Genomic DNA, 15,309 nt, shown 5'->3' with positions numbered 1-15,309 from the left:
GGAGAGCCCGATGATTGCCCATGATGTCCACCTGCGGATCGGATCGCTGCTGTTCGAAGGCGTCGACCAGATCGACTTGACCGGTCCTTTCGAAGTGCTGTCACGGATTCCGAATTCGACCTACCGCATCTACGCCAAGACCATGGAACCGGTGCGCGACCTCAAGGGTTTGCGCCTGACGCCGGATGCGACGCTGGCCGAGGCGCCGCCGCTCGATGTGCTGCATGTGCCGGGCGGCTTCGGTCAGGAAGCCCTGATGGAGGATGCGGAGGTACTCGGCTGGATCCGCCAGCAGGCGGCGGGGGCTTGCCGTATTTTTTCGGTCTGCACCGGTGCATTGCTGTGCGGCGCGGCGGGCCTGTTGAAGGGACGCAGGGCGACGACGCATTGGGCGTCGCTGCATCTGCTGCCGTACTTCGGGGCCACTCCGGTCAACGAGCGCGTCGTGATCGATGGAAGCTTTGTGTTCGCCGCCGGGGTCACTGCAGGCATCGATGGCGCGTTGCGGCTCGCGGCCGAACTGCGCGGCGACGACGCGGCGCGGGCGATCCAGCTCTACATGGCCTATGCGCCGGAACCGCCGTTCGACAGTGGCACGCCGGAGACGGCACCACCCGAGATCCTGCAGCGGACGCGCGAGGCGACACACGCGATCACGGCGCAACGGGAAGAGACCGCGCGCCGCGCGGCCGCCCGGTTGGGCGTGATCGTGCCGGAGTCCGAGCGCGCGGGCTAGAACCCCGTTCCGATTGAATCGGAACGGGGTTCTAGATTCTTGTTCTGGCGCGTTTTCTTCACGCGAACCGGTGTCCACTTCGCTGGAAAACGCTCTAATTGCCCGGCTCGAAGCTGCAGTCGGCGCCGCCGCCGGCCTTGTCCTTGATCACCTGGGGATCAAGAGTGCAGGACAGTTTCGACAGCGCCTCGTAGATCGTCCCGGCGGCGCCGTCGCCGGGCACGCCGGCGAGCGCAATGGTGGCGTAGATCGCGTTGGCCTCGCTGCCCTTCACGGTGTGGGTCCTGCTGCCGAAGGTCAGCACGCAGGAACGCGAGGTGATGTCGACATTGCTGGCGCGGCAGACGACCTTGTCGGCGGTGACGGTGATCTTCCTGGTGACGTGGACGTTGCTGTCGCCGTTGAAGAAAGCGGCGACCGCCTTCTTCTCCTTGGCCGGCAGCGCCGAGGTGGGCGCCACCACGCCCGCGAGCGCCAGCGCGACCGAGCCGGACGCGATCGCGGGCGCAGCCCACGCGGCGGGCGAGGCCAGCGACAATGAACATGCGAGGATCGTCAGTCGGCCCAGTCTCATTCCAGTCTCCTGTCAGCGCGCTTTCCGCAGCGCGAAATCGCTAGCACGTCCTGTGGTCGGGGTGGGTGACGCCCTTCACACGCCGTCCCGCAACTTCGCGTGAGGCCGCTGCGCGCATGGGGCAGGGCGGACCCGCGTGGACCGGCTTGCACGATCGCGCCATCGGCGTCACAGTCCCGTCTGCGGCAGCGATGCCGCCAACAACGACGACAAGAAGGTCAATCCGGGGAACGCCATGGCGGCCACGCGCATCGATTGCGACATCCATCCCGCGGTGGGGGGAACGCGCACCACGCTGCTGCCCTATCTGAGCGATCACTGGAAGGAACAGGTGGTCAGCCGCGCCATCGACGGGCTCGACCTCAATTCCTATCCGCCGTCGATGCCGCTGTCGGGCCGTGCCGATTGGCGGCCGGCCGACGGCAGCAAGCCCGGCAGCGATCTTGCCATGGTGCAGCGCGGCGCGTTCGACCAGCTCGGCGCCAGCCACGCGATCTGCAACGTCGTCTATGGCGCGCAGGCGGTGTTCGATTCCTATATGGCGGCGGACTTCTGCAAGGCGATCAACGACTGGATCGCGGCGGAGTGGCTTGCCAGGGACTCGCGGCTGCGCGCCTCGATCGTGGTGCCGATCCAGGCACCGGATCTTGCGGTCGAGGAGATCGAGCGCCGCGCCGGCGATAACCGATTTGTCTCCGTGCTCGTGCCGTCGCAGGGCGAGATGCTGCTCGGGCGGCGGCATTACTGGCCGATCTATCAGGCCGCGGAGAAATACAGGCTGCCGATCGCGATCCACGCCGGCAGCGCCTATCGCGGTGCGCCGAGCTCGATCGGCTGGCCGTCCTATCGCTACGAATATTATCTCGCCGAGGCGCAGGCGTTCCAGGCGCAGACGCTGAGCCTGATCTATGAGGGCGTGTTCGGGAAGTACCCCGGATTGACCGTGGTGCTGATGGAGTCGGGCGTCAGCTGGCTGCCCGCCTTCATGTGGCGCGCCAACAAGACCTGGCGCGGCGTGCGCGTCGAGGTGCCATGGGTCGAGCGCGAGCCGGCCGCGATCATCCGCGAGCATTTCCGGGTCACCATGCAGCCGTTCGACGCGCCGCTGGATGCGACGGGTGTTGCCGACATCATCGACCAGATCGGCTCCGACAAGATGTTCCTGTTCGCATCCGACTATCCGCATTGGCAGTTCGACGGCGACGATCCGGTCCCGCCGCATCTGCCCAAGAGCCTCGTCCAGCGGATGTGCGAAGACAATCCGCTGGAAACCTTTCCGCGTCTGAAGCTCGACGCCTGACCATGACGAAGCTCGACATCACATCGGCAGTGCCACACCTCTCCCCACCGGGGAGAGGTCGGCGCGCAGCGCCGGGTGAGGGGGCGCAAGTCTCGCGAGGGACCGCAAGGCCCTCACCCGGATTGCATCTGGCGATGCAATCCGACCTCTCCCCGATGGGGAGAGGTGACGGCCACACCGGCTCAATTCAATGGAGGATCGCATGAGTGACGTCATCGACCGCCCGATGCTCGACCAGGAAACGACCGCTGCGACACGGCTGAAGATCATCGATTGCGACATCCATCCGAGCATCCATTCGCATAGCGACCTCAACGAGTTCCTGCCGAAGCGCTGGCAGCAGCATCTCAAGGAATACGGCAGCCATTTGCGTACGCCCTATATCGGCACCACGCCGTATCCGCGCTCCTCGCCGCTGATCGCGCGGCGCGATGCCTGGCCGCCGACCGGCGGCGTGCCCGGCTCCGATCTCGATTTCATGCGCAAGCAGCACCTCGATCCGTTTGATGTCGAGTTCGGCATTTTGCAGGTGCTCGATCTCTTCATCTTCTCGCAGCAGAACCTGGAGTTCGGCGCCGCGATCCAGCGCGCCATCAACGACTGGCAGCTGGCGTTCTGGGCGCATCGCGATCCCAGGCTGAAGGCATCGATCCTGGTCGGGCAGGACGGCTCCGACCTCGGTCTTGCCGAGATCGAGCGCTGCGCCAAATCAGGCGAATACATCCAGATCAACGTCTCGCCGCGCGCCAACGAGCCGCTCGGCCGCCGCCGCTACTGGCCGATCTACGAGCGCGCGCAGGCGCTCGATCTGCCGCTCGGCATCCATGTCGGCGGCTATGGCGGGCACGCGCCGACCGGCGGCGGCTGGCCGTCCTATTACTGCGAAGAGCACCAGTCCAACGCGCACACCGTGGCCTCGAACCTCACGAGCCTGGTGCTGGAAGGCGTTCCCGAGCGCTTCCCGAAATTGAAGATCGTGTTCATCGAGGGCGGCTTCGGCTGGATCCCCGCGACGATGTGGCGGATGGACCAGCACTTCGAACGCTTCCGCAGCGAGGTGCCGCATCTGAAGCGCAGGCCGAGCGAATATGTGAAGGAGAGCTTCTGGTTCACGACCCAGCCGATCGACGAGCCCGATGAAGCCAAGCACCTGCGTCAGCTGATCGAGTGGGTCGGCATCGACCGTCTGCTGTTCTCGTCGGACTATCCGCACTGGGACTATGACGACGCCCGCTACGCCTTCAAGACGCCGCTGACGGACGCCGAACGGCGCAAGATCTTCAACAGCAACGCGCGTGCGGTTTACAAATTCTAGGACTGAGATGACCCGTCACATCGTCGCGCGCACCAGCGAAATACCTGCCGGCGGCAACAAGGTGTTCGGCATCGAGGGCCGCGACATCGTCGTGTTCCACGTCAACGGCGAGTTCTTCGCGCTGCTCAACCGCTGCCCGCATGAAGGCGCGCCGCTGGAGAAGGCCGCCTGCGTCGCGCGCCTGACCTCGCCGGAGCCCGGCATCTATCAGCGCGACCGTGTCGGCGAGATGCTGCGCTGTCCGTGGCACGGCTGGGAGTTCGACATCCGCAACGGCCAATCCTGGTTCGACCCGAAGCGGTTCAGGATCCGCTCCTATCCGGTCGCGGTCGAAAGCGGCGCGGAGTTGCAGAAGGGCCCTTACGTCGCCGAGACGTTTCCGGTGCACATCGAGGACAATTACGTGATCGTCGAGGTTTGACCGTTATTGCGATATTTGCAATAATGAAGTTCCTACGACGGTCATTATAATCATCGATGCAATGAGCCACCTTGAGGTCGCGGTCGGGAATGGCCCCGTCCACGACATGAGGAACGGCACCATGAAGCTCTATCACTTCGCGCTCTCCGGTCACGCACATCGCGCCCGCCTGTTCATCTCCCTGCTCGGAATTCCGCATGAGTTGGTCGAGGTCGACCTCGGGTCCGGAGCACACAAGACGGCGGAATTCCTGGCGCTCAATCCGTTCGGCCAGGTGCCGGTGCTTGACGACGACGGCACGATCATCGCGGATTCCAACGCGATCCTGGTCTACCTCGCGACCAAGTTCGGCCGCACCGACTGGCTGCCCCAGGATGCGAAGGGCGCCGCGACGGTGCAGCGCTGGCTCTCGGTCGCCGCCGGCGATCTCGCCTTTGGTGCCGCCGCGGCGCGGCTCATCACCGTGTTCGGCGCGAAGTTCAATCCGGACGACGTGATCGCGCGCGCCCATGTGATGCTGAAGCGGCTCGAGGCTCATCTCGCCGATCGCGACTGGCTGGTTGGCGCGCAGCCGACCATCGCCGACGTCGCACTCTACAGCTATTTGTCGAGCGCGCCGGAAGGCAATGTCGATCTCTCCGCCTATCCGCACGTCAACGCGTTCCTGCGCCGGATCGAGGCGCTGCCGGGCTTCGTGCCCTTTGCCAAGACCCGCGTCGGTCTGTCCAAAGCTGCGTGATGTGCTGAGCGGGCGCGTCCCAGGGCGCGCCCGTGCAAGCCCGAAAGGGAGGGCAAGGCAATGAGCGACAGGCGAACCATGAGCAAGCTCGCGGCCTGGCATGCCGGCGAGAAGGCGATCCAGCAGCGGGTCGGCGTCGCCGAGAAGATGGAGGCGGTCGGCCAGCGCGCGGTGCGCGATTACATGCCCGACCAGCATCGCGATTTCTTTGCGCAGATTCCTTTCATCGTGGTCGGCAGCGTGGACCGGAGCGGCGACGCGTGGGCCTCCTTGCTGGCCGGCCGGCCCGGCTTCATCGCCTCGCCGACATCGCGCAGCCTCGAGATCGCTGCACGGCCTGATCCAAGCGATCCCGTCAGTGAAGGCATGCGCGAGAGCGATGCCGTCGCGTTGCTGGGCATCGAGCTGCACACGCGGCGGCGCAACCGCGCCAACGGGCTGCTCCGTGCATCGTCCGGCCAGGCGCTGAGCTTCGAACTCGATCAGAGCTTCGGCAACTGCCCGCAATACATCCAGCTCCGCGATTTCGCTTTCGTGCGCGAGCCGGATCAGCCGTTCACCGGCGAAATCGAGACGAACACGGCGCTCGATCAGGCCGCGCGCGACATGATCCAGGCGGCAGATACGTTCTTCGTGGCGTCCTATGCCGAGCGCGAGGACCGTCGCCAGGTCGACGTCTCGCATCGCGGCGGCAGAGCAGGCTTCGTTCGCGTCGCCGCCGACGGCACGCTCACCATTCCGGATTTCGCCGGAAACCTGTTCTTCAACACGCTCGGCAACATCCTCGTCAACGGCAAGGCTGGACTGGCCTTCGTCGATTTCGAAACCGGCGACATGCTGCAACTGACCGGCGATGCCGAAGTGATCCTGGATTCGCCCGAGATCGCGGCGTTCCAGGGTGCCGAACGGCTGTGGAGTTTTCGGGCCCGCCGTGTGGTGCGCAGGCGCGGCGCGTTGCCGCTGCGCTGGGCGTTCCGCGCCGAAGGCTGGTCGCCGAATGCATTGATGACCGGCGACTGGGCGCAGGCCGCAGATCGCATCCGCGCAGCCGAGCTTGCGACGCAGTGGCGTCCCTTCAAGGTCGCCAGAATCGTCGACGAGAGCCGCTCGATCCGCTCGTTTCATCTGCAGCCGGACGACGGCGCGGGGCGGCTGCCGCACCGGGCGGGACAGCATTTGCCGATCCGCATCGCGCTCCCCAACGCCGACAAGCCGACCATCCGCACCTATACATTGTCGGTCGCGCCGTCGGACGGCATGTACCGCATCAGCGTGAAGCGTGACGGCGTTGTGTCGCAGCATCTGCACGACGCCATCCGTGTCGGCGACATCATCGAGGCGCGCGCGCCGGCCGGTGGTTTCACGATCGATGCGCGCGAGAAGCGGCCGGCGGTGCTGCTCGCCGGCGGCGTCGGCATCACGCCGCTGCTCGCGATGCTGCGCCACGTGGTCTATGAGGGGCTGCGCACCCGCGGCATCCGGCCGATCTTCCTGTTCCAGGCCGCGCATGCCAAGGCGGAACGTGCGTTCGGCGACGAATTGCAGCAACTGGCTGCGGCCGCCGGCGGCGCGGTCCGGATCATCCGCGTGCTCAGCGACGTCGATGGCGCCGAACAAGGCACGGATTACGACGCCGCGGGGCGGATCGACATGGCGCTGCTGTCGCGTGTCCTGCCGTTCAACGACTACGATTTCTATCTGTGCGGGCCGCCGCAGTTCACCCAATCGCTCTATGAAGCCCTGCGCGACTACAACATTGCCGATCGCCGGATTCACGCCGAGGCATTCGGGCCATCCTCGCTGGCCAGGACGCCGGACGTGGCCGCGCCGGTGTCGCCGCGCCGGCCGGCCGCGACCGCGCCGGTCCCGGTCGCCTTCACCGCATCGCTGAAGGAAGCGCGCTGGACGCCGGAATCCGGAACGCTGCTCGAACTGGCGGAAGCACGCGGCCTCAGTCCTGCCTTCAGTTGCCGGGAAGGCAATTGCGGAACATGCCGGACGAAACTGCTGGCGGGTGCCGTGACCTATCAGAAGCAGCCGACCGCCGCGGTGGCCGATGACGAGGTGCTGATCTGCTGCGCCGTGCCGGCGAAGCCGGAAGCGGAAGGCGAGGAGCGGATCCAGCTCGATCTCTGACCGGCCGGGCGCTTCAAATCGCCTCACGATTCAGGCGAGCAGGCCCAGCACCTGGTCGATCACGGCCTTCACCTGCTTCGAATCCGGCGTCTGGTGCGCGAGCGCCATCAGTCCGGCATGCACCACCATGACCGTGTGCGCGGTGACGTCGGGATCGAAGCCCTTCTTGAACTGGGCGCGGTCGGCGCGCAGCCGCGTGCGCAACAGCTCCTCGAGCCGCCGGTTGTAGCGCTCGATGCTCTTGCGGAGCGCGGCCTGATCGAGCGAGCCGTCGGTCGCCGAATTGATCGACAGGCAGCCGCGCTGCCCCTTCTCGCCCGAGCAATACGGGATGAAGCCGGTCAGCCACTGCCTGATCGCCTCCCGGGCCGGCCCCGGCTGCGCCAGCACGCGCTCGGCCCAGCCGAGGATGCCGTCGTGATAGCGGTCCAGCACCCGCAGGAACAGCGCGTGCTTGTCGCCGAACGCTGCATAAAGGCTCGGCTTCGCGATCCCGCTCGCCGCCGTGATCTCGTCGAGCGAGGTCGCCTGAAACCCCTTCTGCCAGAATACCTGGCGGGCGATCTCCAGGACGTCGTCCGGATCGAAACTGCGCGGCCTTGCCATGGTGCTGTTTTATGTACTCCCGCGTCCGATGTGAAGCCTTCACCTTACCGTGAAGGCAAATCCAGTCATTGACGTTGCCCATATTCTGTACTTACAAGTATAGAATAAAATCGGGAGATAGTGCCATGAAGGCGGTTCAGGTGGTTGCGTTCGGACGTCCGGCGGAAGCGGTGAGACTCAACGAGGTGCCCGATGTCGGCAGCCCCGGGCCGAACGAGGTGGTGGTCGCGGTCGAGGCCGCGCCGATCAACAACTCGGACTTCATGATCATCGCAGGGCGCTACGGTTACCTGCCGACGCCGCCGGCGACACTCGGGATCGAGGGTGTCGGGCGCGTCATCGCTGCGGGCGCGCAGGTCAAGAACCTCAGGGAAGGTGACCGCACGCTGATCCCGTTCACGATCCCGACCTGGACCGAACGGCTCAAGTTCACGCCGTCCTGGCAGCGTCCGTTGCCCGAAGCTGCCGACATCCAGCAGCTATCGATGATCGCGGTCAATCCGGCGACCGCCTATCTGCTGCTGACCGATTTCGTCAAAATCCCGCGCGGCGGCTGGGTGATTCAAAACGGCGCCAATTCGGCGACGGCGCGCGCGGTGATCGCCATCGCCAGGTCGCTTGGGCTCAAGACGGTCAACATCGTCCGCCGCGAGGAAGTCGTGGATGAAGTCAAGGCGGTCGGCGGCGATATCGTGCTGGTCGACGGGCCGGATCTTGCCAAACGCGTCGCCAAGGAGACCGGCAAGGCGCCGATCCAGTTGGCGCTCGACGTCGTCGGCGGCGCGTCGGCCTTGAACCTGATGAACTGCCTGGCGCCGAAGGGTGTGCTCGTCATCTACAGCGCGATGAGCGGACAGCCGTTCTCCGGCTCGGCCTTGAGCGTGATCTTCAACGAGGTGTCCGTGCGCGGTTTCTGGCTCGCCCACTGGGGCAAGACTGCGACCGACGAGGCGCTGGCCACGATGTACGACCATCTCGTGCCGATGGTTGCCTCAGGGGCGATCAGCGCCCCGGTGGTCGGGAGCTATGGCCTCGAGGGATTTGCGGAAGCCATTGCGAAGGCGGCGGCATTCAAGGGCAAGGTGATCTTCACGCCGAACAAGGCCTGAACAAGCTCACGCGTGCTTGCCCGCCCGCTGCGGCAGCGCGAAGACCAGGGCCGCGATCGCAACGAAGATCGCGGTGCCGACGAGATAACCGAGATTCATCGACATCGTGACCGCATCGCCGCCGGTTTGGCCGAGCGTCGTGGCGAGAATCTTGATGATCCAGAAGCCCAGCGTGACGGCGGGAACCTTGCCCGTGCGCTCCGCGGTGGTGTTGTCGAGCAGCATATCCATGGGGTGGTCACTCCAAGATTCGTCACTTCGAGATACACCGCCGGCGGTCGATGCCGCCGGCGGGTGGTCAAATGATGGACGACGGGATCAGGCCTTCATCTGGTCCATGATCGAGAGCAACTCGGCGAGCGCCTTCCTGCATTTGGCGGCGTCCGGATTGGTCTCACGCACCGCCTCGAGCGCGCGATCGATCGCCTTGTCGACCGTGTGCCAGTCCGCGGCCGCGCGCGGCTTCAAGCCGGCTTCCGCTTCGTCCCATTTGGTTTCGAGATCCTTGATCCGCGTCTTGGCGCCGGCGAGGTCTCCCTTGTCGACAAGTGCTGCGACATCGGCGGCGATGCTGCGGAACGGCGTCAGGTCGCCGAGTTTGGAGGCGGCGGCTTGCGCGCGTGGCAGCAGGGTCAGGCCTCCGCTCGCATGCGGAAATGGTGAAGTCACCACGAGAGCGTGGATTGCGGCAAGTGCGAGGATCGTTCTGTTCATTGTGGTTCTCCTGTTAGGGTTGCTTCGGCGGACGACCTCTTGGACGGGCGGCGAACTCATGCGCGGGGTGATGCTTCGGGGGTTCGCTCGCTGCCGTCTGCGAACGAGAGCCAGCCGACCAGCGCGGCGATCACCGCGAGGAAGGCGAGGCTGGTGTAGATCGTGCCGAAGCCGAGGCCGCCATAGTCGCGGGATTGCGACAGCATGTCGCCGAACGAGGCGCCGAGCGGCCGGGTCAGGATGTAGGCGATCCAGAACGCCAGCACCTCGTTGGCGCCGAGCGCGTAGGCAGCAGTGACGCCTGCGATCAGCGCCATGAACACCACGACGCCGACGTTGAAGCCGAGGCCCAGCGCTTCGGTGGCAAGGTCGCCCGCGGCGGTCCCGAGCGCGAAGGTGAACAGGATCGCCGCCCAGTAGAACAATTCGCGCCGCGTGGTCACGATGCTGTGGATCGACAATGTCCGCTCGACCGCGAACCAGATCGCAAAGGTCGCCGCCAGCGCGGTCGCGAACAGCGCCGTGCTGACGTAGAGGCTGATCTCGAGCTTGTCGGTCAGCGCATCGGTGATCTGCGTGCCGACGATGCTGACGAGCACGACCGTCAGCCAGTAGACCCATGGCACGTATCGGCCCATCCGCAGCTGGACAGCCAGCACGGCCGCAAGCAGGGCCGCCATGATCAGGCCGGTCACGCTTGTGCCAAGGCCGACATGGACGGCGAGATAATCGGCGCCGGTCTCGCCGACCGTGGTCGACATGATCTTGATCAGCCAGAACACGAGGGTGACTTCGGGGACCTTGTTCAGCATGCTGCGGCCGATGCGTCGGGTAACCTGCACGGTGGTGAACTCCGCTGTGGGATCGCCGGCGGTTCCGCCGGATTCGACACGGAGCGTGCCCTACGAGACTTAGCTCCGGCTTAGCCGGGCCGCGTGGCCGCCACGCAGGCGCCGAAAGCCCTAAGTTCCGGCTAAGTCGAAGCTGATATGATCGCGCTTGTGTCGCGGGTTGCGCGATACGAAGCAGTTTCGCCGGGTGGAGCTCCGGCACGGATCGGGATGGACGGACGGGCGATGCGGGTGCTCTTGGTCGAGGACGACAGGATGATCGGCGCCGCCGTCGTCGAGGCGGTGCGGGATGCCGCCTATGCCGTCGACTGGGTGCGCGATGGCGATCTCGCCGTCGAAGCCAGCCGCAGCGAGACCTACGATATCGCACTGCTCGACCTCGGACTGCCGTTGACCGACGGCCTCGACGTCCTCAAGGCGATCCGTGCGGCCTCGATGCGCCTGCCCGTCATCATTCTCACCGCGCGCGACGCGCTTGACGATCGCATCCGGGGACTCGATCTCGGCGCCGACGACTACCTGGTCAAGCCGTTTGAGATCGCGGAATTGCTGGCGCGCATGCGTGCGGTGTTGCGGCGCGAGGGCAGCGGATCGGCGCCGGTGCTGACCAATGGCGAGCTGCAACTGGACCCGGCAACGCGGGAGGCCGCCTTCGGTGGAGAAAAAGCCGTGCTCAGCGCCCGCGAGTTTGCCCTGCTTCAGGCGCTCTTGAACCGGCCGGGAACGATCCTGTCCCGTGCCGAGCTCGAACGCCAGATCTATGGCTGGAGCGAGGAGGTCGAGAGCAACGCAGTCGAGTTCCTGATCCACGCGGTGCGCAGAAAGCTCGGCGCGTCAGCGATCAGGAACGTGCGCGGCGTCGGATGGATGGTGGATCGTTCGAGATGATGGGATCGCTGCGCGGGCGCCTGTTCGTTGGACTCACGGCGATCATTCTGCTGACGGGCGCCGTCGGCGGAATCCTGGCGTACCGATGGGCCTACAGCGAAGCGATCGAGATGCAGGACTCCGTCCTGATCCAGATCGGCAGCTTCGCGCTGAGCGCTCCGCTCCGGCAAAGCCGCCCGGTCACCGGTGTCGATGCGGAAGCCGAGGTCGCCGTCGTCGAGTTGGGCGAGGCGCCGCGCGGCGCCACTGACGATCGCCGGCTGTGGGGCCTGACGGATGGGCTGCACAATGACGTCTATCACGGACAGCCGGTCCGCGCGCTGCTTCGGACGCGGTCGGACGGCAGCCGCTTTGCGGTGACGCAGCAGACCGAGATCCGCACCGAGATCGCAGGAGACATGGCGGTGCGCACGCTGTTGCCGATCGCCGCGCTGGTGCCGTGCCTGCTGCTGATGACCGCATTGGTGATCGCCCGATCGTTCCGCCCGATGTTGCGCCTCGCCGGCGATCTCGACGCCGGCAGGGTGGACGACATCGGCGCGCTGCCCGCAACCGGCACGCCAAGCGAGCTCCGGCCGTTCCTTGGCTCGATCAACGGATTACTCGGGCGGACGCGCGTCATGATGGATCAGCAACGGCGCTTCATCGCCGACGCGGCCCATGAACTTCGAACGCCGGTCACCGCGCTCAGCCTGCAGGCGGAAAACCTTGCCTCGCTCGACATGCCCGCGGAGACGCGCGAGCGGCTCGATGCGTTGAAGAGCGGCATGCGGCGCACCAGGCATCTCCTCGAGCAACTCTTGGCGCTGGCGCGTCAAGACGCTGCGCCATCTGCCGTAAGCGCCGCGGTGGAATTGGACAAGATCGCAAAGGGTGTCGTCGCCGATCTGCTGCCGGAGGCGGCGGCTCGCAACATCGATCTCGGTTTCACGACCGTCGAGGCGGTCGCCGTGAACGGTGATCCGATGTCCCTGACCTCGGCGGTCCGGAACCTGGTCGAGAACGCGATCAAGTTCACGCCCAATGGCGGCGCCGTCGATCTCAGCGTCCATCGCGAGGACGCCATGGCGGTCATCCAGATCGAGGACACCGGGCCGGGGATTCCGCCGCAGGATCTGGCGCAGATAGGCGAGCCGTTCTTTCGCGGCGGCCAGCCGAGCGGCGAGGGGGCCGGGCTCGGGCTCTCGATCGTGAAGCGGATTGTGGATCGTGCCACGGGTTCGATCCTGTTCGAGAATGTGACCGGCGCCGGACGCTCGGGCCTGCGCGTGACCGTCAAGCTGCCGGTGGCCGATCCGTAAGGCCAGGCGGCCGCTCTGAGGCTATGTCCCCGCAGTAGGGCGGGCTCGGCGCATGCTCAGGGAACGCGACCGGGCTGCTTCCTTCAAGCATTGGGATCGTTCGCATTGGGATAGAATAGCTGCTGGCCGTTGATCTTGTAGCCGGCGATCGCGCTCTGTCCTTCCGGCGAAATCAGAAAGTCGATGAAGCGCTGGCCGGCTTCCTTCTTCACCGTGGGATGCTTGGCCGGATTTACCAGCATCACGCCGTACTGATTGAACAGCCGCTTGTCGCTTTCGACCAGAACTGTCACGTCGCCGCGATTCTGGAACGCCAGCCACGTGCCGCGGTCGGACAGCAAATAGGCGCTCGACGCCGAGGCCATGCTCAGCGCCGCACCCATGCCCTGGCCGATTTCCTTGTACCAGGAGCCGCGGTCGTTCGCGATGTCGATGCCGGCTTCTTTCCAAAGCCTCAGCTCGGCAATATGGGTGCCGGAATGATCGCCACGGGAGACGAACGGCGCGGCTCTGGTCTTGATGGTTTGCAGCGCGGCGAGGACACCCTGGCCCTTGATGCCTGCCGGATCGTCCTTCGGACCGACGACGACAAAGTCGTTGTACATCACGGGATAACGTTTCACGCCGTACCCCTCCGCAAGGAACTTCTCCTCAGCCGATCGGGCATGCACGAACACGACGTCGGCATCGCCGCGGCGCGCGGTGTCGAGCGCCTGACCGGTGCCTTGTGCCAGCACCTTCACCTCGAGGCCCGTCTTCTGCTTGACGATCGGGAGCAGGTAGCTGAACAGCCCGGAATCCTGGGTGGACGTCGTCGACGCCACGACAATGGTCTGATCTTCCGCCCAAGTTGGATGCGTGACGGTCTGCCCGCCAAGCACGGCAAGCGCGATGATTGCGAGGATACGGAGTGAGCCGAGGCAGTGCTTCATGCGGGCGATCTCCCTTGAACGACGATATTGTTTGGGGCTTCAGCGACCGGCCAAGATGCGTCCAATCAGGAAGCTCAATGCGCTCACGGTCATCGACAGGATGACGAGGATGATGCCAAGCGCCAGCGCAAGGCTTAGCTCTCCCTTGCTCGTCTCCAATGCGATGGCTGTGGTCATGGTGCGGGTATGCCCGCGCACGTTGCCGCCGACGATGATGATCGCGCCGACCTCTGCGATCGCCCGGCCGAAAGCCGCGAGAAACGCGGTCAATAGCCCGTCGCGTCCGATAGCCATGAGCGTCCAGGTGGCACGCAAGCGCGAGGCGCCGTCGACGAGAAGGGCATCGCCGTAACGAGCCCAGACACCCACCATCGTCCGGTGCACCAGCGCAATGACGATCGGAATGCCGAGAATGGCCTGCGCGATCACCATGGCGGTCGGCGTAAACAGAATCCCCAGCGCCCCCAACGGCCCCGATCGGGACAGCAGCAGGTACACGGCAAGTCCCACCACCACCGGCGGCAACCCCAACAGCGCATTGACGACGACGATCAACGCAACCCTGCCCCGGATCCGGTAGATGGCCAGCGCTGTGCCCATCGGCGCCCCGATCGCGAAGGCAACGAGGCTCGCCGTCAGGCTGACGCCAAGCGACAGGCCGACGATCTGGCGTAGCTCCGGATCAAAGTGGCCGATCAGGCCGGCAGCCAGTTCCAGCGCTTGGGTGAAATCATTCATGGTCTCTTACTAAGCCAGACCTCAGCAAATAAGCAAAATCATCGAGGTCTTGAGACCCGCCCCGCTTACCGCTACCAGTGCGATCCGGAAGCAATGCCAAGCGCATTGGAGATAAGGACGGTTCTCATGGCAAGCACGACGGCGGAGCTCGAAGCGCTCCTGATGCAGCGGTCGCTGACCGATCCGCAGCTTTTGGCGACGGCGGAGGCGGCGTCGGACTTCCGGATCCTGCCCGATGCCACCGTCATCAAGATCGGCGGGCAGAGCGTGATCGACCGCGGCCGTGCCGCCGTCTACCCGCTGGTCGACGAGATCGTCGCCGCGCGCAAGGCGCACAAGCTGCTGATCGGAACCGGCGCCGGCACCCGCGCCCGGCATCTCTATTCGATCGCGGCCGGGCTGCGGCTGCCGGCTGGCGTGCTGTCGCAGCTCGGCGCCTCGGTCGCCGACCAGAACGCGGTGATGCTGGGCCAATTGCTCGCCAAGCACGGCATCTCCGCGGTCAGCGGCGCCGGCCTGTCGGCCGTGCCGCTGTATCTCGCCGAGGTCAACGCCGTGATCTTCAGCGGCATGCCGCCCTATGGCCTGTGGATGCGGCCTGCGCCCGAGGGAATGATCCCGCCCTACCGCACCGACGCCGGTTGCTTCCTCGTCGCCGAACAGTTCGGTTGCAAGGCGATGATCTATGTGAAGGACGAGAACGGCCTCTACACCGCGAACCCCAAGACCTCGAAGGGCGCGACCTTCATTCCGAAGATCTCGGTCGCGGAGATGAAGGCCAAGGGCCTGCAGGATTCGATCCTCGAATTCCCGGTGCTCGACCTGCTCGCCAGTGCACGCCATGTCCGCCAGGTGCAGATCGTCAATGGCCTCGTCCCCGGCAATCTCACCCGCGCGCTCGCGGGCGAACATATCGGCACCATCATCACCGCGAACTGAGCAGAGACAC

At 65.6% G+C, this 15,309-nt stretch carries 16 protein-coding genes and 1 pseudogene; 10 read left to right on the top strand and 7 right to left on the bottom strand.

What is annotated here, in order from left to right:
• Positions 1 to 10: 10 nt before the first annotated feature.
• On the top strand, positions 11 to 736 hold the full coding sequence (locus tag ACTUWL_RS10530) for a DJ-1/PfpI family protein (protein WP_021078450.1): 726 nt from the start codon (positions 11 to 13) through the stop codon (positions 734 to 736).
• 94 nt (positions 737 to 830) lie between these two features.
• Here ACTUWL_RS10530 and ACTUWL_RS10525 read toward each other — a convergent pair whose 3' ends face one another.
• Positions 831 to 1,310 carry a hypothetical protein gene (locus ACTUWL_RS10525; protein WP_021078449.1) on the bottom strand — a complete coding sequence of 160 codons (480 nt, stop codon included), beginning with the start codon at positions 1,308 to 1,310 and terminating at the stop codon, positions 831 to 833.
• A gap of 235 nt (positions 1,311 to 1,545) precedes the next feature.
• Here ACTUWL_RS10525 and ACTUWL_RS10520 point away from each other — a divergent pair, with 235 nt between their 5' ends.
• From ACTUWL_RS10520 to ACTUWL_RS10500, 5 genes are all read left to right on the top strand, one after another.
• Positions 1,546 to 2,610, top strand: coding sequence for an amidohydrolase family protein (locus ACTUWL_RS10520; protein WP_021078448.1), 1,065 nt, complete (start codon positions 1,546 to 1,548; stop codon positions 2,608 to 2,610).
• A gap of 202 nt (positions 2,611 to 2,812) precedes the next feature.
• On the top strand, positions 2,813 to 3,925 hold the full coding sequence (locus tag ACTUWL_RS10515; protein WP_021078447.1) for an amidohydrolase family protein: 1,113 nt from the start codon (positions 2,813 to 2,815) through the stop codon (positions 3,923 to 3,925).
• Positions 3,926 to 3,932: 7 nt separating this feature from the next.
• Positions 3,933 to 4,346, top strand: a complete 414-nt coding sequence (locus ACTUWL_RS10510; RefSeq protein WP_021078446.1) for a Rieske (2Fe-2S) protein — start codon at positions 3,933 to 3,935, stop codon at positions 4,344 to 4,346.
• Positions 4,347 to 4,467: 121 nt separating this feature from the next.
• Positions 4,468 to 5,085, top strand: coding sequence for a glutathione S-transferase family protein (locus tag ACTUWL_RS10505; RefSeq protein ID WP_035651046.1), 618 nt, complete (start codon positions 4,468 to 4,470; stop codon positions 5,083 to 5,085).
• Positions 5,086 to 5,145: 60 nt separating this feature from the next.
• Entirely contained in the window at positions 5,146 to 7,221 is a 2,076-nt protein-coding gene (locus ACTUWL_RS10500) for a 2Fe-2S iron-sulfur cluster-binding protein (RefSeq protein WP_021078444.1), read from the top strand.
• Positions 7,222 to 7,251: 30 nt separating this feature from the next.
• On the opposite strand, the gene ACTUWL_RS10495 is transcribed toward ACTUWL_RS10500, so the two are convergent.
• Entirely contained in the window at positions 7,252 to 7,827 is a 576-nt protein-coding gene (locus ACTUWL_RS10495) for a TetR/AcrR family transcriptional regulator (RefSeq protein WP_021078443.1), read from the bottom strand.
• A 125-nt stretch (positions 7,828 to 7,952) separates the two neighbouring features.
• Here ACTUWL_RS10495 and ACTUWL_RS10490 point away from each other — a divergent pair, with 125 nt between their 5' ends.
• Complete coding sequence (locus ACTUWL_RS10490; protein WP_021078442.1) at positions 7,953 to 8,936, top strand: MDR family NADPH-dependent oxidoreductase; 984 nt, start codon at positions 7,953 to 7,955, stop codon at positions 8,934 to 8,936.
• A gap of 36 nt (positions 8,937 to 8,972) precedes the next feature.
• On the opposite strand, the pseudogene ACTUWL_RS10485 reads toward ACTUWL_RS10490, so the two are convergent.
• From ACTUWL_RS10485 to ACTUWL_RS10475, 3 genes and pseudogenes are all read right to left on the bottom strand, one after another.
• Positions 8,973 to 9,161, bottom strand: a pseudogene (locus tag ACTUWL_RS10485) (hypothetical protein); the annotation flags it as partial.
• Between the two features lie 93 nt (positions 9,162 to 9,254).
• Positions 9,255 to 9,650: a hypothetical protein gene (locus tag ACTUWL_RS10480; RefSeq protein WP_021078440.1), complete on the bottom strand. Its 396-nt coding sequence runs from the start codon at positions 9,648 to 9,650 to the stop codon at positions 9,255 to 9,257.
• Positions 9,651 to 9,706: 56 nt separating this feature from the next.
• Positions 9,707 to 10,462, bottom strand: coding sequence for a COG4705 family protein (locus ACTUWL_RS10475; RefSeq protein ID WP_106940414.1), 756 nt, complete (start codon positions 10,460 to 10,462; stop codon positions 9,707 to 9,709).
• A gap of 264 nt (positions 10,463 to 10,726) precedes the next feature.
• On the opposite strand from ACTUWL_RS10475, the gene ACTUWL_RS10470 reads away from it, so the two are divergent.
• A complete protein-coding gene (locus tag ACTUWL_RS10470) occupies positions 10,727 to 11,389 on the top strand; it encodes a response regulator transcription factor (RefSeq protein WP_035651041.1) in 663 nt (220 codons plus the stop codon).
• Complete coding sequence (locus tag ACTUWL_RS10465; RefSeq protein ID WP_021078437.1) at positions 11,386 to 12,690, top strand: ATP-binding protein; 1,305 nt, start codon at positions 11,386 to 11,388, stop codon at positions 12,688 to 12,690. The genes ACTUWL_RS10470 and ACTUWL_RS10465 overlap by 4 nt, the downstream gene beginning before the upstream one ends.
• An 83-nt stretch (positions 12,691 to 12,773) precedes the next feature.
• Here ACTUWL_RS10465 and ACTUWL_RS10460 read toward each other — a convergent pair whose 3' ends face one another.
• The gene (locus tag ACTUWL_RS10460) at positions 12,774 to 13,622 is read right to left on the bottom strand and encodes a substrate-binding domain-containing protein (protein WP_021078436.1); all 849 of its coding nucleotides are present in this window, start codon (positions 13,620 to 13,622) and stop codon (positions 12,774 to 12,776) included.
• A 39-nt stretch (positions 13,623 to 13,661) separates the two neighbouring features.
• Positions 13,662 to 14,360 carry an ABC transporter permease gene (locus ACTUWL_RS10455; protein WP_021078435.1) on the bottom strand — a complete coding sequence of 233 codons (699 nt, stop codon included), beginning with the start codon at positions 14,358 to 14,360 and terminating at the stop codon, positions 13,662 to 13,664.
• 126 nt (positions 14,361 to 14,486) lie between these two features.
• Here ACTUWL_RS10455 and ACTUWL_RS10450 point away from each other — a divergent pair, with 126 nt between their 5' ends.
• The gene (locus ACTUWL_RS10450) at positions 14,487 to 15,299 is read left to right on the top strand and encodes an amino acid kinase family protein (protein WP_021078434.1); all 813 of its coding nucleotides are present in this window, start codon (positions 14,487 to 14,489) and stop codon (positions 15,297 to 15,299) included.
• Positions 15,300 to 15,309: the final 10 nt, after the last annotated feature.

Source organism: Bradyrhizobium sp. WCU1, assembly GCF_053474805.1.
The sequence above is the reverse complement of the archived record's forward strand: the minus strand, read 5'-3'. Positions and strand labels throughout refer to the sequence as shown.

Coding starts and splice junctions, on each gene's coding strand:
- ACTUWL_RS10515 (WP_021078447.1), top strand. CDS start 2,813: ATGAGTGACGTCATCGACCGCCCGATGCTCGACCAGGAAACGACCGCT.
- ACTUWL_RS10520 (WP_021078448.1), top strand. CDS start 1,546: ATGGCGGCCACGCGCATCGATTGCGACATCCATCCCGCGGTGGGGGGA.
- ACTUWL_RS10450 (WP_021078434.1), top strand. CDS start 14,487: ATGGCAAGCACGACGGCGGAGCTCGAAGCGCTCCTGATGCAGCGGTCG.
- ACTUWL_RS10505 (WP_035651046.1), top strand. CDS start 4,468: ATGAAGCTCTATCACTTCGCGCTCTCCGGTCACGCACATCGCGCCCGC.
- ACTUWL_RS10475 (WP_106940414.1), bottom strand. CDS start 10,462: ATGCTGAACAAGGTCCCCGAAGTCACCCTCGTGTTCTGGCTGATCAAG.
- ACTUWL_RS10455 (WP_021078435.1), bottom strand. CDS start 14,360: ATGAATGATTTCACCCAAGCGCTGGAACTGGCTGCCGGCCTGATCGGC.
- ACTUWL_RS10490 (WP_021078442.1), top strand. CDS start 7,953: ATGAAGGCGGTTCAGGTGGTTGCGTTCGGACGTCCGGCGGAAGCGGTG.
- ACTUWL_RS10495 (WP_021078443.1), bottom strand. CDS start 7,827: ATGGCAAGGCCGCGCAGTTTCGATCCGGACGACGTCCTGGAGATCGCC.
- ACTUWL_RS10530 (WP_021078450.1), top strand. CDS start 11: ATGATTGCCCATGATGTCCACCTGCGGATCGGATCGCTGCTGTTCGAA.
- ACTUWL_RS10510 (WP_021078446.1), top strand. CDS start 3,933: ATGACCCGTCACATCGTCGCGCGCACCAGCGAAATACCTGCCGGCGGC.
- ACTUWL_RS10525 (WP_021078449.1), bottom strand. CDS start 1,310: ATGAGACTGGGCCGACTGACGATCCTCGCATGTTCATTGTCGCTGGCC.
- ACTUWL_RS10465 (WP_021078437.1), top strand. CDS start 11,386: ATGATGGGATCGCTGCGCGGGCGCCTGTTCGTTGGACTCACGGCGATC.
- ACTUWL_RS10460 (WP_021078436.1), bottom strand. CDS start 13,622: ATGAAGCACTGCCTCGGCTCACTCCGTATCCTCGCAATCATCGCGCTT.
- ACTUWL_RS10480 (WP_021078440.1), bottom strand. CDS start 9,650: ATGAACAGAACGATCCTCGCACTTGCCGCAATCCACGCTCTCGTGGTG.
- ACTUWL_RS10470 (WP_035651041.1), top strand. CDS start 10,727: ATGCGGGTGCTCTTGGTCGAGGACGACAGGATGATCGGCGCCGCCGTC.
- ACTUWL_RS10500 (WP_021078444.1), top strand. CDS start 5,146: ATGAGCGACAGGCGAACCATGAGCAAGCTCGCGGCCTGGCATGCCGGC.